This window comes from Agrobacterium rosae (genome assembly GCF_002915175.1).
Lineage (GTDB): Bacteria > Pseudomonadota > Alphaproteobacteria > Rhizobiales > Rhizobiaceae > Agrobacterium > Agrobacterium rosae.
This window is the reverse complement of sequence record NZ_NXEJ01000013.1, coordinates 1-18,377: the sequence shown is the minus strand read 5'-3', so window position 1 is coordinate 18,377 and position 18,377 is coordinate 1. Positions and strand designations below refer to the sequence as shown.

The following is an 18,377-nucleotide window of genomic DNA, read 5'->3' as shown; positions in this document are numbered from 1 at the left end:
AATCGGCAACCTCGGGGTCTAGCTCCGCATTCGATACAACCGGAATATCTGACGACGCCCCGCATCGAATGATTCCAATGTGAAAGGCAGCTTGAAGTCATTTCACCGAGTGCGAGGACGCGGGTCCATATCGTTGCTGAAGCGCAATGATCTGCTCCAGCAGCTGCTGTTGTGCAATCATAGCTGGAGCCATTTCAGCTGAAACACCGAAATCTGGCACCACGCCACCGGCGTCTTCTTTCACCTCATCGCTTTCAATAAGGCCCTGGGGGACGTCAATTCCAGTTGGGAGGCTGTCCTGCTCGTCATCCATTTCACTGTTTTGCGGTGTAGCGGCTTCCATATTATTAGGTATCGAATCGATGGCACCTAAGCCCTGCGCCTCCGTGACGGCGGCTTGTTGACTGAGGTCTTGCCCATCCCGATGGACACCTTCCGAAAGCATCAAAGATGCGGGCTCAGGGAGGGCGCCAATTTGGCATTCGAAAAGGCGCCTCAGCATACGATCGGAATAATATCGCACCTTTCGTAGTTTGAGAGGCGGATGCCCTTTAATAAGGACGATTTCATTGTTATCGTCAAGCAAGCGCACTTGTTCGGGGCGCAAAAGCGGCGCCCCCTGATCGGAAATCTGGATGTTATGATCGAACATTCGGGCTTGACTGTATGAGGTCGAACGCGCCTTGAACGTATAGTCGCCGATAGCTTTTGAGATATAGGTCGGTGTTTCGTCGTCGGCCGTGGCCATAAATACTTGCACGCCAGTGTTACTGAGAAAGTTTTGTTTGCCCGCGTCATCGTAGGTGCCCGTCAAGGCCGAGAGACTCTGAATAATAAACATGAAGCGGCCTTTGTAACCGGCGATGGTTGTAATCGCGGTCTCGATTGCCTCAAGCTTCCCCAGGTGTTTAAATTCGTCAAGGAGAAACAAAACTTCATGCCGCTCATCTTTACCTGGCAGTGATCGCTGCAGAATTGACACGACCTGCTGAAAAAGGAGGCGCATCAATGGCGCCACGACCTCGAGGTCGTTGGGGCTGACGCAAAGATAGACGCAGGTCCTCTTCCGACGCAGATCATAGACGGAAAAATCTGATCGACTTGTCGCTGCTTTAACCAATGGATCAGCCCACAGGTTAAGTCCGCCGTCGCCGAGCACTGATGTATAAGAAGTCAAAATTTTCGTGTCGTTACCCGCCATATTGTCGAAAATACGCTGAGCCTCTTTATTTCGGCTTTCTTCCGCGAGGTCCGCAAAAAGTTTGTACTTCTCTCCAGGTTGAGCAAATAAGTCGTAGACCGCACCAATTGTTGGCGTACCGCGCTCAATACAGGTAAGGATGCCCGCAACGAAAAGGTCCCGCGCGCCGTCGATAAAGCCTTCCGCTCCCTTGCCTTTGGCCGTGATGAGGTTTGCGGCGAGGCGGCGCGTCTCGGTAAACTGCCGCTCGGGCGGTAAAGCTGCAATATCGAGGACGGGATTGTAACAATGAGTCCGTCGCTCTGGATCCAGAGGTGAGAACTTGAAAACGGCGTCGCCGCCCGCTTTGCGTGCTCTGGAAGTCAGCTCAAAAAGCTCGCCTTTGACGTCGAGGGCTATCACCGAACCCTTGAAGGTTAGGAGCGTCGGAATAACGACGCCAACGCCTTTGCCGGCGCGCGTTGGCGCGACAACAAGACTGTGAGGCTGTTCGCCATTGGTCAGATAGCTGCCGAACCAACGAGGGCCACACGTCTTGCCAAAGATCGGCCCCTTGATACCATTATAGCGCTGCAGGTAACCGGCGTGCCGCATTTCGCCAAATCCCGCCCAACGAGCCGTGCCATGATGCTCGTGATTGCGAAACGATATGATAAGTTGGCTTAACAGCACAACAATAGACGTCGAGACGACAATGGCTAAACCGCAATAGAAGACGGGGGTCGCATGACCCATATAGAGCGGGGTCTCGTACCAAAAGGCGAAGACGCTAAACGTCATCATCGCTTCGCCATTGAAACCATGGCGAAATGTTACATAGAGACTTGCCGCGCAAAAACCGGCTGCCAGCGAACATACGATGCTGACAGCTAAACGCTGGGGCGTGGTCTTGCTCGAATTCATCACTTCACCGAGATTCTTCGATCGATCGCAAATAGGGCTTTTGATTTGGGTGTTGCTGCGAACAACACAGCCTTTACCGCCCGTAACCTTCACGTGAACGCGAATCCAATCCTCTATAAGGGTGTGTCCTGCGATCACGGTCATCCCGTTTCCAAATGTCGTCTATTGCCGAATGTTCTGCCGCATGACTAGCCAGTTGTCGGTCCGCGCTGGGTCTAGACATCACGTCGCGAACGGGCGTTAACGCGCGAGTTCTACCAAGATTGTCATGCCCCAAAGCAGGAGCAGGGTCACCAAGCCTGGCAGCGGTGTTTTCGACGTCATTTCGCGCCCTAGAACTGTCAACGGCCGGCTTCACGTAAGTGTTCTCTACCAATTTGTCACAAGTCTTTTGTGCCTCGTAGAACCACGATGTAATCGGCTGATTGGCATTGGGAACCAACGGGGTAACCGATCGAGGGCTAACCCGGGGTGCAGAAGAGTTGCCCAAATCAAACCGCGTATCGGCTTCGGTCGAGATTTTTTGCTTCCCCTTTTCAACAGCAGTTCTTGCGATCCGCTCCGACTCTTCGATATGGGCCAGATCGGCATCGGTTAGATCGGGGAAATCGTCAAGGCTTGCTTGCGATGTCTTCGGTGAACGTGAACGCTCGCCATTCAGTCTGGTAAGACTCACACTATCGATCGGCATCTTCTCCGCGCGTTCGACAACGCCTTCTTTCCGGAAAACGTTGTCTGCTCCCGCTCCGCGCAAATCTGGTACTATATTTCGCACTGATAAAGATCTGTTGGAGTGAGATTCGACTAGTGCGTCGATTTTTGCCAGTTCGGCCTCGGTGAAATCAGGGAAGTCATCGAGCTCCACTCCTGAGGACCTCAGCGCTTGCGGTGAATGCCCGCCACCGCGACCAAAAGGTACCTCCCAGTTAGTGGGCACCCCGTTCGCCCTGTCGGACACGCCTTCTTTCTGGAAAGCGCCGCCTGGTCCGCGCTCACGAAAGTCCGGTGCGGCGCTCTCCCCGGCCGGGGGCCCCTTGGAGAGAGATTCGAACACCGCATCGACTTTTGCCAGGTCGGCGTCGGTCAGTTCAGGGGAATCGCGGTTTGTTTGTGATAACTTCTGCGCACGCGGTGAAAGGTCATGATGGGATCCAAGGATTGCGGCGCCAAGGGCACCCCTCCCCTGTTCGCTCGAGCGGTCACTGCTGACATCGTCGAGAGTTTCAGTGTGTGCGCTATGAGAACTTGCCTCAGCATTCGAATTAGGCGTTGTTACGGTAACTGAAAGACTCTGAGCTTCGCGCCCAAGATACCGGCTGTCCGCGGAATCGCCGAACTCCTCCAGCCCTCGGAGCGGTGACGAAATGGTGTTGCCTGAATTCCTGGTCGTCTCGCTGCCAGTATCCCTCTCGAACCATTCTGCGAGTGGGCCTGAATAGAGAGCGGAAACAGGAGTGCCATCGGGAAACGTCGAACTTTCCTGCGCAGATTTCTGTGCTCTATCTGCCGATGGCTGAACATTGTACACGCCCGGTTCCGGCGCGCCTTGCCAGTTCGACGAATGCGCGGCCCGGTTCACGGGCGAAGATGCCGAGATAGTATTGATCTCTATGCCTAAGCCGTCTTGCCTCTTTATGGTTAATCCGCTTGCATTGCCGGGATACTCAATTTCGCGCGGTCGCTTTATGCCCCTTGCACTTAAATCTGGCAACGCACTGGCTTCCCTGTCTTGTTTATCAAGATTTTCCCGTTCAAGCTCACGCAGATACTGCATACCGGTGCGGAAAGAACCGCTTTTTTTCCGCAAAATTGCGGATAGGTCCGTGCGGGCTTCGGATATTCCTGGCGGGATTACGGGATCCCGCAGACGGGCCGCTCCCAGTCGTCCGCCACTCGCCGATGTTTCTTGGACGCCGTGCGGCATATCTTCAATTGGCGGTCGCGACAAAGCCGTTGGGACCGAAGTGTCCCGACCGTCTTCTCCAGCAACGATTGATTGTGCCTGGATGGGGATCCGCGCGGTCCCACGCCCTTCATCATTCGAAGCCACAGGAACGGGCCACGCATAGTGTCTGGTGAACTCTTCATTTGCCATCACTCGGTCCTTCTCTATCTCCTATTTCCCCCACGCCCGTCCTTGCTGCGCTCATCTCTCTCGCGTTTGCGTTCACTCGGTTCTCCATCATCATCTTCACGCGGACGCTTTGAAGGGACACCTCTCCGTTGCTGGAGGTGGGCTGTAGCAGACAATGAATCGGTTGCGGTGCTGGCCCGCGTCGTGGCCGTCGGTGGAGATGGCCGAGACGTTCCAGCTTGCCGTACTAAGGGGCCACTACTGCCATCCTGTTCGCCGGCGTTCGCCTGGGGCCCAACCGCGATGCCTTCCAATGTCACACGTTTTGCTCCACTCGGCCCTCCGTCGTCATCATGAGGACGCTTTGCACGCCGCTGCCGGTCGTGTGTCGTGTGCGTGGCAGCTTCAGTTGCTGCGCGAGGAATATCGGGAGTGCGGTTTGCGCTCTCCACACGGCCCTCGGCAACACGCGAAGAGCCGCTCCCTATGTCGTCCGCGAGAATGGTTTCGGAAACGAATGGTTGAGCAAGGCGCTCCGTCTCCAATGCAACCCGCACAAGGACACCGGCTTCGTTGCTGACACCAGCTGGCTCCTGGAGATGAACTTGCGACTCATTCTGCCGATTGTTGGGCCGAGGCATGTCCTCCGGTCCGCCCGCGGATGCTTCAAATGGGGATGTATCGAAAGGTTGGCTGAATTCTGGATGATCTCCTTGCGGCGACGACTGTTCCAAATCCGCGTCTTCGAAACGGATTTGGCGAGCCTGCTCCCGCTCAAGGCGCCGATATTGGGCATAAGTGATCGGCCGCTCGGTGATGCCACGTTCTGCTCGTCGGCTCGCATCGAGGGCAATGCCATGACGAAGTGAAATCTCGGCCATCTTTATGCGCAGGGCGTCGTAATTCAGTTGGGGATGGCGCCGAGATATCTTCAGCCAGCCGTGTCCTAAAAGTTCGCGCCGATTGACGACGACATGCAGATGTGGGTGGTCGCGATCGATGTGGAAGGCCGTAAGATAGTTGTATCGGCCCCCCCCTGCGCCTGACCCGAACATCTCGGCTGCCCACTCCCGGCTCGCCGCATAAGCCGCTACCTGGCTTGTACCCGCGGGGAAGCTTACAATAATATGGGTGGTCAACTCCTGTTGCCTTTCCTCGTCTGGCTGACTTTCGTCATAAGTTCCAGTCTCTTGAACCCAGCTTCGGGCAAGTTCGTGGATTTGATCCGGTGGCAGGGGAATATCGAGATGTCGGGCTGAACGCTGCAGCTCCAGCCTGCCCTTCCGGGATAGATACTCCAACTGATTGATAATTTGTTGAAGGGTCTTGGTGCCACCTCCCGGCACAATGCGAATGATAACTTGAGCTCGATCGGGCATCGAATATGTTCCCCGCCAAGTGCTACGTCAGTGCTACAAGGCGTCTTTCAGCAGCGAGCAACCGTCGATCCGCCGCCGTGATACGGACAAAATGGAACGGAGCAAGCCGTCGAGGTCAGCGAAAGATTTACCGAAGGCGATACGTTCAGCTCGCAAAGCCTCCAAATCCATTGTCGGATTTTCGGCATAGGCAGATAGCAGCGCGGCAATGTTGCTTGAGAGTGTTCCTATGGATTGTAGTATGGCCTCCATCCTATGACGAGTCTCTGCGTCGATTTCAAGAAAGCCACCAATGCGGCGCACCGCAACCCGTATGGCCATGCTGTCGGAGAGGCCCAGCAAGCGTGCCTGATGAGAAAAACTCTCATATTCGGCCGATCTTAATCGGGTACTGACGACCTTGAAGCCTTCAACCTTCACGCATTCGCGCTGGTTGACGGCAATGTCACTTGAGGTGGGCCTACTGCCTTGCGACATAGCTTCCTCCATAGAAGACGGAAAGATCTGAACTTGCCCCGCCGTAGCATTTCCTCGTCGTGGCAGATGGGAATCTAGCCATATACAAAACGAAATCAAGAACACATAAGGGATATTTATTTTTATATTATTACAATTGAAATTATATTACAATAAAATTGAAATATAAAATCAGGTAATTACTACATTACTCATGAATTATCGCAAAATCATACACACAAATAAAAGTACAGACGCACTTCCGCTTCACAAAATCGACAGGATAAGGACATGAAACTTCTGACATTTTGCTCCTTCAAGGGAGGAGCCGGCAAAACCACGGCACTCATGGGTCTTTGCGCCGCCTTTGCAAGTGACGGCAAACGATTGGCTCTCTTCGACGCTGATGAAAACCGACCACTAACGCGATGGAAAGAAAACGCCCTTCGCAGCAATACCTGGGGCTCCTTCTGCGAAGTCTACGCCGCCGAGGAAATGGCACTCCTTGAGGCGGCCTATGAGGACGCCGAACTCCAGGGATTTGATTATGCGCTGGCCGATACGCATGGTGGTTCGAGCGAACTCAACAACACGATCATTGCCAGCTCAAACCTGCTTCTGATCCCGACCATGTTAACTCCGCTCGATATCGATGAAGCATTGTCGACCTACCGCTATGTCATTGAACTGCTGCTGAGCGAGAACTTGGCAATTCCGACAGCCGTATTGCGCCAACGCGTGCCGGTTGGTCGATTGACCACATCGCAGCGCGCGATGTCGGACATGCTCGCAAGCCTTCCAGTTGTACAGTCTCCCATGCACGAGAGAGACGCATTTGCCGCGATGAAGGAACGTGGCATGTTGCATCTCACATTGCTGAATATGAGAACCGATCCGACAATGCGCCTCCTCGAACGGAATCTCAGAATCGCCATGGAGGAACTCGTCACTATCTCCAAATTGGTTAGCGAAGCCTTGGAGGGGTGAAGATGGGAATTCGCAAACCCGCTTTGTCTGTCGGGGAGGCCAGGCGGCTTGCCGCCGCTCGACCCGAAATCGTCCATCCTTCTTTGCCTGTTGCCACCCAAAACTCGACCCTGCCGCAGCCGCCTGAAAATCTCGACGAGGAAGATCGACGACCTGCCCCAGCCACCGCCAAGCGTTGTCACAGCTCTGATCAGCAATCGATGCTGACCGTGGATGCTTTGAGTTCGACGACAGCGCCAGAAAAGATCCAGGTCTTCCTTTCAGCGCGCCCGCCCGCGCCTGAAGTATCGAAGATATATGACAACCTGATCCTGCAATACAGTCCTTCCAAGTCGCTACAAATGATCTTGCGCCGTGCGCTTGGCGATTTTGAAAACATGCTGGCGGATGGATCGTTTCGTGCGGCTCCGAAGAGTTATCCGATCCCTCACACAGCTTTCGAAAAATCAATCATCGTTCAGACCTCCCGCATGTTCCCGGTCTCGCTAATAGAAGCCGCTCGCAATCACTTTGATCCATTGGGATTGGAGACCGCCCGGGCTTTCGGCCACAAGCTGGCTACCGCAGCGCTTGCATGTTTCTTTGCTCGGGAGAAGGCAACGAACAGCTGATCTCTCAAAAGATAGGACCCATCCAATCACTCCGCAGTGCTGAGTTTTTCGGATAGTACCGAGGAAAGGCAGCTTTGCCAAGCCGCATAGCAATCTGCTCACGTTGGGAACAGATTGCTAAAGGCGAAATGCACCTCTACCTCAGGCCGCCATCACACCCCCGTACGAAACATCCACGTCAGCGTCAAAGAAATAGCCAGCACCTCTTGCAGTCTTGATCAACTGAGGGGTCGTCGGATCCCCCTCAAGCTTCCGGCGCAGCCGCAAAATGAGGACATCAATACTTCTGTCATACACCTCCTCCTCGCGTACCCGACTGGCGATCAGAAGCTGCTCCCGGGATAGGACGTCGCGCGGCTTCTCCAGGAAAGCAACCAGGAGATTAAACTCACCTGCCGTGAGTTTCACCTCACTGCCCTCTTCCGAAATCAAGCGGCGTCGCCTGAGATTAAGTGTCCAGTCAGCGAAACTAAATGAGCGTCGATCTTTGGTTCGCGCGACACTGGGCCGCACGCGTAACGCAACACGGATGCGCGCCAGAAATTCCCGCGTCCCAAAAGGCTTGGCAATAAAATCGGTTGCTCCCAACTCGAGCGCAATAACTTTGTCCGCCTCTTCGAGGCGAGCGCCGCTAATAATTATGATTGGAACATCGGACTTCGTGGCCAGACTACGAACAATTTCAAGCCCATCTTCGCGACCCAAATTAAGATCGACGACCACGACATCGACCGTCTCGGAGCAGAGTACACGATTGAACTGCTTGCTGTCGGCTACCGCAGTCACCTTAAAGGCATGGATCGTAAGATACTCGACTATAAGATGCCGCATAGCGACATCGTCATCGATGACAAGAACGTGTTTCAACGGTTCACCTCTCAATCTAGGATCCTGGCCAGCCATTTGCAGCTCAACAGAATTTATACACGTAAAGGTTGTATTTGTTAGACTCCACTCTTTAATTTTCTCTCACTACACGGGCATTTCGGCAAGATTTCGACCAAACCGCGCACGACAGAAATGCAAACTAGATGTCTCCGTTTGATGACAAAGATTGCTGAGCATTGCTACAAACGTAATTCTACAACGCGCCATGCGGCATTTAGAAACATGGATCACAACTACTGCTGGTTAAGAAGATCGCCTATTGTCTCACCGCGCCGGCGCGCATCGGCAGCGAGCCAGATTTCGCCCACCTCGTAAATGTCACCGTGGGCACGGAAGGGTACGATGACATCAACTGCGGTTGCGAGCATGTCAATCAGGGTGCGATCTTCCAAGCTAGCCCCCTGAGCGCTGCTTTTCACGAGCGAAAATAGCTTTTTGAAACCTTGGACGGGATTGGCACCATGTATTGTGGAAATCGATCCCGGATGCCCTGAGACGACTTCACTCAGATAAGCCCACGCGGCATCGTCGCGTATCTCGCCGAGCAGTATTCGGTCCGGTCGCATGCGCAGGCTAGCCTGTAGCAGGTGCTCAGCGGTCACTGCGCCCAGCCCAGCCCCATTCTTAGAATAAAGCAGCCTTACGTGGTTCTCGTGTGGAATGACGAGTTCGAGCGTATCTTCGATGGTAATCAGCCTTTCCTGCGGCGGGATAGCGTTGATCAAGGTCTTGCTCATCGTTGTCTTGCCACTCCCGGTGGGTCCGCAAAGCAGCATCGTCAACCGACCAACGACACATGCGTGCAGAAACGCCTCCAGATCCCCGTTGTCATAGTACCGAAGGATAGCTTCATCATGCTGATCATGCCGTTTTTTTCGTTCCTTCCACTGATTCCACCTCGGAGCATCGTAACGGGACGAGACTTCTTTGAGACTAGAAACACGGGAACTTGGCCGTCGAATCGTCAAGCTGACGGTGCCCGATGGTACCGTCGGCGGCAAACAGATCTGCAGCCGCTCGCCGTCTGGAAGTTCAGTTGCGCAAAGTGGGTTGCGTGGTCCAACGTCCTGTTTTCTCAGCGCGCCTGCTAAAATAGCGATATCTTCGAGATCGTCATAGGAGACAGGCAAAGGGAACTTGAGGAAGGCGCCGGCCTGGCGCACAAATGCCTCCCCAGGTCGATTTATCGCAACTTCTTCGGTCCGCGGGTCATCGAGCCATTCCAAAATCGGCTTGAGAAGGATTCGTAATTGCGGATCCACCTCCATTTGTATCGTATCTCCATCTGTAAGTGATAAGTTGAATTCGTTATGGACGGCGATCCCGCCCCCGCGCCGCGCGACCAGCCATACGAAGCTGGTATATGCCTGAGAAATCGAGATCCCGTGCGACAAAAATGGAGACCGTGTCGCCCTGATTCTTCTTCAGGGTTGGCGGTATGTTGATCGTGGCCTTGAGGGCTGTGTCTGCCGTTTGTTCACCGTTATTCTGGACGCTGTTGAAGCTCGTCCCTCCACCCGAGCTGCCAGCGTAGGTGCTCGCTGCCTGGAAGGCACCTTGGACGACACTCAAGAGCATGGCCCCGCTAAAGCGCTGCCAGAAGTGATTGTCGACGGTGCCCGGCAATCCCGAGCGACCGAGTTCGTCAGCGCTTGGTGACGCAAGCGAAATCATGGCATGGTCGGGTGTCTCCGCCCGATCCCAGAGCACAAAAACACGCGCATCTCCCTGTTGCAAACCGCGCTGGATCTCGCCAACAACGGTGGTGCCGCGATCAAGAAGCACAACGTTGTTCGTTGTTCCACGAACATCCCAGGGTAACACGCATTTTACATAGCCTGCCAGACTGGTGTCGATTGCCGTTTGCAAGATACATGGAATAATCGTCCCCTCCGTCACCATGAAGTCGGGATGAGGCAAGAGCGTAGCCCTGGTGGGCTGCAGCTCGGTGGGCTTCATGCGTATCGAGAGATCATTCTCGGCGGACACTTCGACCTTCGGCAAAGGACTGTCTTCCCCATTGCCTTCGCGTCTTCGGTCCGTTTCGCCTTGTTGAACGCGCTTGCTGGTCCCTTGATCACCACTGGTGTACGCAAAAATCGGTGTTTCTTCCGGCCGCGGCTCATGCCGTTCCGGCTCACTTCGTGCTGGCGGAGGAGCAGTCGGCTGAACAGCTTCCTGGGCAGCCGGAGGATCAAGTGTAACGTCAATCGGAGCCGGATGAAATGGCTTGGTGTTCGTGGCGATCATGGTTGACGGGGGTGCGTCCCCGTTTTCCTTCTTTTCACGCCCGCCAAGCCAAATGAGGCTAAGTGATAGCGCGAGAACTACACCTCCTACGATCAACTTTTGAGCCCCCGAAAGGCGCCGGTGATGTGTGTCGGAGACCAGGGACCCCGACGCATCGACATCATGCGCCGATTGCTGATTGTCGTCGTTCATCCTCTCACCTCCTTTAGGACGCGCTTCACATCGGGCCTCACAGTGCCCGTCTCCGGCCTGCGGCCGACGGGATCGTAGGCGGTATTCCAAATGCATAATACCGTGTGGCCATCCCTCAGACGCCAACCACGGGAAACCGAAGAAATCTCGACATAGCTCCCTTTGACTGAATAGTTAGCGACAGCTTCCTTTCCATCCGGATTTATCGTGTAGATGGAGGGTATGCGTACATTACCTGGGAAGTGAAATACCGTCGTAAATCCATCATCGAAGACTTCGAGCGGCAACAGCGAACGATCGCCCTGAGCGACATAGTGCCAATTCTTGTCCTCGGCACCAACGGTCGTGGCAGGCTGCTCCAATAAACCCTCTGCTCTCTGTTGATATTGCGCTTCCGCACGTATACGGTCTGCAACAGCCTTCTCTTGTGCCGCCTTCTGGCGAGCCGCTGCGTCATCGGCAGGGTAAGCGAATTGTACGCTATAGTAGAGATCGGCCTGCTCTTTATCGAGGTGCGGCAGCGTCTTGGAAGAGATGCTGAAAACGTAGCGTCGCATACCGGCGTCACTCGCAGTTAGCACGACCACTGGCTGGGGTGGGAGAACCTTGCTAGCCTTGAAGAAAAGATAATTTCCGCGTGGAAGGGCCGCGAGATCTTTGCTATTGGAAACGGCAACAGCTGTCACCGTTTCGTTAGCCCCGAAAGTAACAACCAAAGTGGCTCCAACCGCCGTTGAAAGGCGCACCACTTGATCGGGATTGTAAGCGAGATAACGCATGCGCGGATCAAGTCTGCCCGCCGTTGGCGTGTCTTCAGCCCTCGCGCCAATCGCCGCAAAAAGTAAACATGCCAGAGTGAGAAATGCTTTTTTCGTCATGGTTCGCTGTGGCCTGCGTTCGAAACGGTATCTTCCGATGTCTGGTAGGAGGTGACAACCAAGCCTCCCGGGTTGGTCAGTCTCAATCTGCCGGGCAAGCTGGTCACCTTTTCATAACGAACCGTAGCAGTCCAAGTGCTCGCCATCGGCATTTTGCCGTCAACGATGAGGGTTCGCTTATAGCGAATTTGCTGCACACCCGGAGTAACATCATTCGAAGCGATGTGTTCGACCTCTAGCCTGCCGTGTTTGCCGAGGATGACTTGAGGCGAAGTTGGATTGGGATAATTGAAGAATTGCTGATAATTTTGGCGCACCATTGGGGCGCTGAAGTTCGAGACCAGGTCATAGGCGTACTGGGCGGTATCGGCATCATAGCTCTCGCGCAGCCGAACATACTCCCACAGTGAGGCGTTAACGACGGCCTCCTCTTGAGTTGCAGGCAATCGGGAGACGGACACCTCGCTGTCAACGGTGCCATCCGGCCGTATCCAAAGATATACCGGCACAAGCCTGATCAGCGGCACCATGGTGGCAATTGTGAAGGCTTGCGCAACATTCCCCAAAACCGCGATGGTTGCGACAGCTGCAATGACCTTGGAGAGGCGCCGCGCTGATTTCGCACGCGCAGTTTGGAAAGCTTCCACTTCCTTGTAGTGCTCAGCCAGGGTTTCCCGCGCTACTAGCAAGGCGTATTCAGACCCCTTCATGGCGACCACCTACGTTGCTGAGCTGAAGATCTGACGGCGTAGGCTGCCATCGCCCCACATTCAGCGGGAATATTGGGCCTTTGCAGCTCGCCAATTTATCGTTTGTCTGGCAGCCGCCTAAAGCGAGAGCCAGGCACAGCAGGCAATATTTCATAGAGTTCTCCACCGACGTGAATTTTTTTGCGGGACCTAACGACGATCGACCTGAGCGAAGCGACGGTACAAGCTGTTGGCAGATTGGGTCGCGCCGCTCCAATAACTGCCTCCGATGTTGCCGGCGATTGCCGGCAAAGCGACAATGAGTGCGTCACCAGTCAGAAAGAACATGTCGAGTTCGTAAAGACCAATGATCTTGGCCGCGGTCGTACCGGCAAGGGTGATTACACCAAGCATAAGCGTGAGTGCAGTCGCTTCGGTTAGGATGACTATTGTCGCCACGAGGTTTAGCAGGAGAAGTAGGAGACCATACGTGATAAGTTGCCCGATCCACTTTGCCGCGATGTCGCGCGTGCGATCAAAGATATATCCCGTGAGGATCAAAGGGCCGATCGCCAGAAGCACTTTCGTGAGAATTCCGACGGCGTCGTAGATTCCGAAGGCAGACCAGAGCGTGCCGTAAAAGACCCACTGAGCCCCCTGGAAAGCAAGGATATCCTGGTCATTCATCGGGCCGATTTCAGATGCAATTCTCTGAAATGCAGCTTGGGTTAGGGCGAACATTGTATCGAGCTGAGCGGGAATGGTCTGCAGAGGCAGGCCGCTGCCACTAAACTGCTGAATAAAGTTTGGAATCGTCTCTTCAAAGACTGAAACCACATAGTCGTGGTAGTTGGCCTGCCCGACGACAAGGGCAACAACGACGGTGACCGTGATCACCCGAGTGATACCGCCGCGCGTGTCGATTTCGCCACGCATGACCAGAATACCCTGAACGATAATCCAAAGAGTGACGCAGGCGACCAATGGCGCGCTCACCGCCTCTTGGATCGTCCCAAGCATTGTGTCCAGGCTTGTCGTAAAGGCTAGATCGAAGATCGTATGAATGGCCGTAAACGGCGCCGGGATCGTGAAATTCATCGTTTGGACCTGACCTTGACTGGCTTGTCGCAGAATGTCGGATACAATGAACTCGCATCCTGAAATGTGCAGATGGGCGGCACGAATAAGTCGCCCAGTCTCAGGGGACGGCCCCAAAGATGACCGCAGTCTTTTGATGCTCCTTACGTTGAGCGGCCGCCTCTTCCGCCTCATGAAGGCCAGCCTGCGCGGTGGTCATCGTTAACAAGCTGGTCGCCTGTACATTTTGAATCATTGCGTCATGGATCTGCTTGAGAAGCAAACCGTTGGTAACGGTTGCCTGCATGATATTGCGAGAGCGAGAAAGCTGTGTCGAGGTCTCGGCATTCGCTGTTAAGCGTTTGTCCATCGTCTCCAGGTTGTCAGCCGCAATGCCCGCGCTATTTGCGGAACCGGTGATCTGCGATCGCAACAGATCCGCTTCAGCGTCGCCACCAACTACGGCGCGATCTGTATCGGTGGTGATCGCACGTGCCGTGGTCGACATTGGCATTCGCGGCGAAAACATTTCCGTGTCCAAGTCCCTGGTCGAGGGATACTGATTTTTTTGGTTGAGCGAAGTTAGTAGGCCGGTGACGCCATAAGCCGAGGTTAACATCGCCACCATCGTTATGGTCTGTTCGAGATTTGCCGCAGTCTCGAGCGCCGTCGCCAGCGTCTCAGCTTCCGTCGCCGGATCGCTGACAACGAACTGCGCCCGCGCGGGTCCGACCGAAAGAAGGCTGACGGCCATGGCCGCAGCAACAAGTTGCATGATCTTCATAGTTCCCCACCTTTGATCAATCTTTTGCCTCGTGGTAACGAGCCATAAATTCGCTGAGCCAGGCTGATGGGTTGTCCCCCTGTACTTTGCGAAGCTGATCCGCGAAGCGCACCGTGTTGGCGCGCCCCGAAAGTACGGCGACATATTCGCGCATTTCCCGCAGATCGAATTCGCAGACGACGCTTCCGCTTTCTCGTTTAAGCAGAAACTTCCGGCTACCTACTGCCATGTCTTCACGGATCGCCTGAAATTCCTTTTCAGTACATTTCAGTCCATCGATGTAAGCCGATCGATCTGCCGTGGGTGAAGGATAGAAAATCTTCGTCATACATTGCGCGACGAGACTGGCGCCTAGCTGCGATTCCAGGACATGCTCAGGTTGCTGCGTTGCCAGTATCAGCATCCCATTGTTTTTGCGGACAGTAAGCAGGAACTTGTCGACGACCGCCGCAAATTTAGGATTTAGCAAATAGGCGCGAAACTCATCGCAACTCATCACAAACCGACGGCCGTCAACCATGGCTCCAATGCGGTGCAGAAGATATGCTGCGGCGGCAGCGCATACTTCCTCATATTCGAGAAGATGCGTCATGTCGAAACCAGTAATCGAAGGATCCAACTTTACTTCGTCGAGCTCGCCGTCGAACGCCCAGCCTAGTGCATTGCCACGGCACCAGCGTTGGAGTCTCGCTCCCGCCCCTTCGGCGGGTCCATGCAACAAAAATTCGCGTAACCCCGCGATTGAGCGCATGTGGGGATCAAACGAGAGCTGCCGATGGATACCCCGCACCAGACGGCGATTTTCCTCGGGGGATATTCCTCCACGGCCATCGCTCTCAATGAGCGCCACGATCCATTCGCGCAGAAAATCATGTGAAGCCGCTGTATTTTCCAGGCCACGCAATGGCGCCAATCCGCTCGGCGCTCCTCTACGGAGCGCCAAATATGTTCCCCCGGTGGCGCGAACCAGCAGCTCACTGCCGCGGTCCTTGTCGAAGAGGACAACCGCACCCGCGCGGTCGACCATGCTCTGCTCGAGCATCGCGAGGATAAAGGTCATGAGCGTCGTTTTACCCCTCCCGATGGGACCGAATATCGCCGTCATGCCGACATCGTGCTCGTGCGGGATGTAGTCGAAAGGGGTTCCACCATTGGTACGAAAGCGCGCAATCGCGTTGCCCCAGTGACCTGAGCCGGATCCCTCGGGAAAATTCTCGAATGAGACTAAACCAGCGAAGTTGCGCGATGTGATCGCTCCCGGACGCGTGCGCCACTTATAGTTGCCTGGCAGCTGCGACCAATAAGCCGCCTCCATGCCGATGCCCTCTTGGACAACAACAGCTCCCGCATCCGCCAATCGCGTCCGGGCGCGGGCACCTCTATCTGCAAGATTATTGAGATCATTTGCATATATGCAAAGACTCACATGATGCGCCCCCAATACGAATTCGTTGCTCGCTAGTGCGTCCTCCGCCTCGGATAACTTGCTGATTTGGGTGACGGCTTTGTCGCCAGAACTCAACATTTGGCTGGACTTGAGGCTGAGCTTCGAGTGGGCTTGCGAGCGAGTCAGAAACGAGAAGCTCTGCGTCAGAACAAGCGGAAAATCGAGAGACAGTAGCACGTTGAGCATACCCGGTCGCGTCGTTGCGGGGTATTCGCGAAACGAGTAAATAGATCCCACATAACTATCTTTTGGTGTTCGGATCTCGAGTCCCCGCTTGCCGCAAATAACTCGGTCGGTATAGATCGAGGCGCCGAGCGAACCGCTAACGACGGGAACCGGCGTGAATCGACCAGTCATTATCAGCCGCAGAGCTTCTCCAACCTCCGTAAAAAGCACATCTTGCTTCTCACGAATACCAAGACGACGCAGGCCGTACGCTTCGAGAGCGCCAGCGACAAGATGCCAGAGATCTTCCAGGTTCCTGGTTTGAGCTGTGAGATCGTTTTCTTTTTGTCTGTAGCGTTTGGTGAACCTTCTCCTCACTTTGCCAAGCGCGGCCCGGGGAGACACGATCAGCGTAAGGAAGTGGTCATTGCGAAGGAGTTTGCCGGAGAGAACGCGCTCCTCAAAAGCTTCGCTCAGACTGGCGGAAAAAGCGCTGCGGAAATGTCGCGCGGGTGACGGCGGCACATCGTCATGACGTACGAGGTGAGCATATATTGACACATGATCATCAGCGATATTGCGCAAGAGCGTATTAAATGCACGGCAACGTGCATTGCGCATTTCGGCATCTTCGAGTTCGAAGGCCATGCCACTTACGTGCGCCATCGTCATGATCGATCCATCTTCTAGAAGGACAATATGGTCGCTGACGTGCCCGACGTAGGGTAGATAGACCTCGCCAGACCTTTCGGTTGTGCCACTTGCTCCGAGCATTACGCCATTCCTCTCCCTCGCGCGGGAACCTTGATTGGATTTGGGCTAACGCTTGCGCCGCCCCAAATCAGACCATCAACGCTCCTTCCCGCCGTCTGCAAAAAAAGTAGAACGACGCTGGCCGCGTTATAGTCTCGTTCCACCACAAGCCGCGCTCCGAACCACAAGGGCACGAGAACGACTTCGTACAGCGGGTTCTGAACGATGACGATGACAAAGCCGGCAAACATCACGAGTAGCCCCGCCAACGTCAGCGGCACGCCAAGAAACAATGCGGGCCGTGTCGCCGCCAAGTAAAGGGTTGCTTCTTCCAGACGATCATTCATTAGCCACCTCCAGTCAGCGTTTTGCCCAGGAAGCTGGCTCCAAACATGATGACAATGCCGCCGACGACGCCGGCAACGAGACCGAGTGAAGCGCGACCGAACATCCAGGAGATTCCGATGGCCACGATGCCAAGAACAGCGAGTGACTGGCCGAACGGACCAAGGATAAACGTGCATATGTTGTTAACCATTGTGGCTGGGTCAGTGCCGCCACCTGCAGATTGGGCCGCGGCCGGCCCAGAGGAGAAAATGCTCCACCCCATTGCACCGACCACGCTCGGCGCATAGCCGGATACCATGCGCATCACCGCGTTCGAGAGCGAGAGGCGATTCAGATGTACACGGTATCTTTCAAAGCATCGCATTATTGCGGACCTCCTTGATTTAAGTCGAACAAGAGTTGATCGTCGTCTTCGGATTTGCGGTTGTCCTCGTCTGGCGGCGGAGGCGGACCGGATGACCCGCCAGCTCCGCCCTCCGGGGAACGACGCTTATATGCCCCCCAAACATCCCATGTTTCCTCGGATCCCGGCTTCTCACGATCATCTTTTGGACGCGCGGTTAACGGGGGGACGAGCTGTTGAGCGGCCGTTTCAACTTTTCGCACGTAGCCGTTCGCGAAGCCGTGCGTGAAATCACCGGTGTTATAGGCGGAGATTGCCCGACGAAGCGACAATTGCTCGTCGTCAGCCGTGTTGCCGCCAGCGTAGCGGCTCCCAAGCAAGTTTGCGGCGACAGATAATGACGTGCAAGGTTGAAGGGCTTCGTCAGGTGTCAGACCAAGCACGGAAAAATTCCGGGAATTGATCTGCATGAGCCCAACATCCAGCGAATGCCGTGCTTCGAGACGGTCCATCACGACTTGCGTTGCTTGAGCCTGGTTCTGCCAGTGAAGCGTTTCGCCGGTGGTATTGTCATGCACAGCAAGCGGATCAAAGCGACTTTCGACCTGAGCGATCGCTGCAAGCGTAGATGGAGCAACGGATGGAGCGCATTCGCGTGCAAAATTATTGAACTCAGCAAATGAAAGTGGGGCAGCACCGCTCGACGGGCACGTGGAGGCCAGTAAGATAATCGACAGCGGCCCTGTTGCCTTCAACATTCCCCATCTCCCCAAGCTCATAACCAACACAGCCACTTCGGTCGGAAGAAATGCTGTCATCTGATGTTCACGATTATCGGGAGGGTCGGTTACTCTAGGATTTTTGTTTTCTTCTTTTCGATTTCATTGTTAGCGTCCGGTGAGCGGACTTTCGGTCAGCATCACTCAATCCTGTCTTAAGCGGCCCATCAGGC

Annotated in this window: 18 protein-coding genes; 2 read left to right on the top strand and 16 right to left on the bottom strand. The window is 54.8% G+C overall.

What is annotated here, in order from left to right:
• Positions 1-97 precede the first annotated feature (97 nt).
• The 4 genes from virD4 to virD1 all read right to left on the bottom strand — a co-directional run bounded on the left by virD4 (position 98) and on the right by virD1 (position 6,034).
• Positions 98-2,104: a type IV secretion system ATPase VirD4 gene (gene virD4, locus CPJ18_RS24525; protein WP_065698658.1), complete on the bottom strand. Its 2,007-nt coding sequence runs from the start codon at positions 2,102-2,104 to the stop codon at positions 98-100.
• A gap of 73 nt (positions 2,105-2,177) precedes the next feature.
• Positions 2,178-3,911, bottom strand: coding sequence for a protein virD3 (locus CPJ18_RS24520; protein ID WP_233282972.1), 1,734 nt, complete (start codon positions 3,909-3,911; stop codon positions 2,178-2,180).
• Positions 3,912-4,213: 302 nt separating this feature from the next.
• Complete coding sequence (locus tag CPJ18_RS24515) at positions 4,214-5,557, bottom strand: T-DNA border endonuclease VirD2 (protein WP_065698656.1); 1,344 nt, start codon at positions 5,555-5,557, stop codon at positions 4,214-4,216.
• Between the two features lie 33 nt (positions 5,558-5,590).
• Positions 5,591-6,034, bottom strand: a complete 444-nt coding sequence (gene virD1, locus CPJ18_RS24510; protein WP_010891489.1) for a T-DNA border endonuclease subunit VirD1 — start codon at positions 6,032-6,034, stop codon at positions 5,591-5,593.
• A 270-nt stretch (positions 6,035-6,304) separates the two neighbouring features.
• On the opposite strand from virD1, the gene CPJ18_RS24505 reads away from it, so the two are divergent.
• Complete coding sequence (locus CPJ18_RS24505) at positions 6,305-7,000, top strand: conjugal transfer ATPase VirC1 (RefSeq protein WP_010891490.1); 696 nt, start codon at positions 6,305-6,307, stop codon at positions 6,998-7,000.
• A gap of 2 nt (positions 7,001-7,002) precedes the next feature.
• Positions 7,003-7,611: a conjugal transfer protein VirC2 gene (locus CPJ18_RS24500; protein ID WP_010891491.1), complete on the top strand. Its 609-nt coding sequence runs from the start codon at positions 7,003-7,005 to the stop codon at positions 7,609-7,611.
• A 141-nt stretch (positions 7,612-7,752) separates the two neighbouring features.
• Here the strand turns inward: CPJ18_RS24500 and virG are convergent, their stop codons facing one another.
• From virG to CPJ18_RS24440, 12 genes are all read right to left on the bottom strand, one after another.
• Entirely contained in the window at positions 7,753-8,514 is a 762-nt protein-coding gene (gene virG, locus CPJ18_RS24495; protein ID WP_010891492.1) for a two-component system response regulator VirG, read from the bottom strand.
• A gap of 218 nt (positions 8,515-8,732) precedes the next feature.
• On the bottom strand, positions 8,733-9,767 hold the full coding sequence (gene virB11 / locus CPJ18_RS24490) for a P-type DNA transfer ATPase VirB11 (protein ID WP_010974918.1): 1,035 nt from the start codon (positions 9,765-9,767) through the stop codon (positions 8,733-8,735).
• A 40-nt stretch (positions 9,768-9,807) separates the two neighbouring features.
• A complete protein-coding gene (gene virB10 / locus CPJ18_RS24485) occupies positions 9,808-10,941 on the bottom strand; it encodes a type IV secretion system protein VirB10 (protein ID WP_010891494.1) in 1,134 nt (377 codons plus the stop codon).
• Positions 10,938-11,819, bottom strand: coding sequence for a P-type conjugative transfer protein VirB9 (gene virB9 / locus CPJ18_RS24480; protein WP_010891495.1), 882 nt, complete (start codon positions 11,817-11,819; stop codon positions 10,938-10,940). Before virB9 ends, virB10 begins: the two co-directional genes overlap by 4 nt.
• Positions 11,816-12,529, bottom strand: coding sequence for a type IV secretion system protein VirB8 (locus CPJ18_RS24475; protein WP_010891496.1), 714 nt, complete (start codon positions 12,527-12,529; stop codon positions 11,816-11,818). Before CPJ18_RS24475 ends, virB9 begins: the two co-directional genes overlap by 4 nt.
• On the bottom strand, positions 12,516-12,683 hold the full coding sequence (locus tag CPJ18_RS24470) for a type IV secretion system lipoprotein VirB7 (protein ID WP_010891497.1): 168 nt from the start codon (positions 12,681-12,683) through the stop codon (positions 12,516-12,518). The genes CPJ18_RS24475 and CPJ18_RS24470 overlap by 14 nt, the downstream gene beginning before the upstream one ends.
• Before the next feature lie 35 nt (positions 12,684-12,718).
• Positions 12,719-13,606, bottom strand: a complete 888-nt coding sequence (locus CPJ18_RS24465; RefSeq protein ID WP_010974917.1) for a type IV secretion system protein — start codon at positions 13,604-13,606, stop codon at positions 12,719-12,721.
• A gap of 100 nt (positions 13,607-13,706) precedes the next feature.
• Positions 13,707-14,369, bottom strand: a complete 663-nt coding sequence (virB5, locus tag CPJ18_RS24460; RefSeq protein WP_010891499.1) for a pilin minor subunit VirB5 — start codon at positions 14,367-14,369, stop codon at positions 13,707-13,709.
• A 16-nt stretch (positions 14,370-14,385) separates the two neighbouring features.
• A complete protein-coding gene (gene virB4 / locus CPJ18_RS24455; RefSeq protein ID WP_010974916.1) occupies positions 14,386-16,755 on the bottom strand; it encodes a type IV secretion/conjugal transfer ATPase VirB4 in 2,370 nt (789 codons plus the stop codon).
• A complete protein-coding gene (locus CPJ18_RS24450; RefSeq protein WP_010891501.1) occupies positions 16,755-17,081 on the bottom strand; it encodes a type IV secretion system protein VirB3 in 327 nt (108 codons plus the stop codon). Before CPJ18_RS24450 ends, virB4 begins: the two co-directional genes overlap by 1 nt.
• Complete coding sequence (virB2, locus tag CPJ18_RS24445) at positions 17,081-17,446, bottom strand: pilin major subunit VirB2 (protein ID WP_010891502.1); 366 nt, start codon at positions 17,444-17,446, stop codon at positions 17,081-17,083. The genes CPJ18_RS24450 and virB2 overlap by 1 nt, the downstream gene beginning before the upstream one ends.
• The gene (locus CPJ18_RS24440) at positions 17,446-18,183 is read right to left on the bottom strand and encodes a type IV secretion system lytic transglycosylase VirB1 (RefSeq protein ID WP_010891503.1); all 738 of its coding nucleotides are present in this window, start codon (positions 18,181-18,183) and stop codon (positions 17,446-17,448) included. Before CPJ18_RS24440 ends, virB2 begins: the two co-directional genes overlap by 1 nt.
• Positions 18,184-18,377: the final 194 nt, after the last annotated feature.

Excerpts from the sequence above, each read along its gene's own strand:
- CPJ18_RS24470 (WP_010891497.1), bottom strand. The coding sequence starts at position 12,683 with ATGAAATATTGCCTGCTGTGCCTGGCTCTCGCTTTAGGCGGCTGCCAG.
- CPJ18_RS24475 (WP_010891496.1), bottom strand. The coding sequence starts at position 12,529 with ATGAAGGGGTCTGAATACGCCTTGCTAGTAGCGCGGGAAACCCTGGCT.
- CPJ18_RS24500 (WP_010891491.1), top strand. The coding sequence starts at position 7,003 with ATGGGAATTCGCAAACCCGCTTTGTCTGTCGGGGAGGCCAGGCGGCTT.
- CPJ18_RS24515 (WP_065698656.1), bottom strand. The coding sequence starts at position 5,557 with ATGCCCGATCGAGCTCAAGTTATCATTCGCATTGTGCCGGGAGGTGGC.
- CPJ18_RS24450 (WP_010891501.1), bottom strand. The coding sequence starts at position 17,081 with ATGAATGATCGTCTGGAAGAAGCAACCCTTTACTTGGCGGCGACACGG.
- CPJ18_RS24465 (WP_010974917.1), bottom strand. The coding sequence starts at position 13,606 with ATGAATTTCACGATCCCGGCGCCGTTTACGGCCATTCATACGATCTTC.
- virB9 (WP_010891495.1), bottom strand. The coding sequence starts at position 11,819 with ATGACGAAAAAAGCATTTCTCACTCTGGCATGTTTACTTTTTGCGGCG.
- CPJ18_RS24440 (WP_010891503.1), bottom strand. The coding sequence starts at position 18,183 with ATGTTGAAGGCAACAGGGCCGCTGTCGATTATCTTACTGGCCTCCACG.
- virB2 (WP_010891502.1), bottom strand. The coding sequence starts at position 17,446 with ATGCGATGCTTTGAAAGATACCGTGTACATCTGAATCGCCTCTCGCTC.
- virB4 (WP_010974916.1), bottom strand. The coding sequence starts at position 16,755 with ATGCTCGGAGCAAGTGGCACAACCGAAAGGTCTGGCGAGGTCTATCTA.
- virB10 (WP_010891494.1), bottom strand. The coding sequence starts at position 10,941 with ATGAACGACGACAATCAGCAATCGGCGCATGATGTCGATGCGTCGGGG.
- virB11 (WP_010974918.1), bottom strand. The coding sequence starts at position 9,767 with ATGGAGGTGGATCCGCAATTACGAATCCTTCTCAAGCCGATTTTGGAA.
- virD1 (WP_010891489.1), bottom strand. The coding sequence starts at position 6,034 with ATGTCGCAAGGCAGTAGGCCCACCTCAAGTGACATTGCCGTCAACCAG.
- CPJ18_RS24505 (WP_010891490.1), top strand. The coding sequence starts at position 6,305 with ATGAAACTTCTGACATTTTGCTCCTTCAAGGGAGGAGCCGGCAAAACC.
- virD4 (WP_065698658.1), bottom strand. The coding sequence starts at position 2,104 with ATGAATTCGAGCAAGACCACGCCCCAGCGTTTAGCTGTCAGCATCGTA.
- virG (WP_010891492.1), bottom strand. The coding sequence starts at position 8,514 with ATGGCTGGCCAGGATCCTAGATTGAGAGGTGAACCGTTGAAACACGTT.
- virB5 (WP_010891499.1), bottom strand. The coding sequence starts at position 14,369 with ATGAAGATCATGCAACTTGTTGCTGCGGCCATGGCCGTCAGCCTTCTT.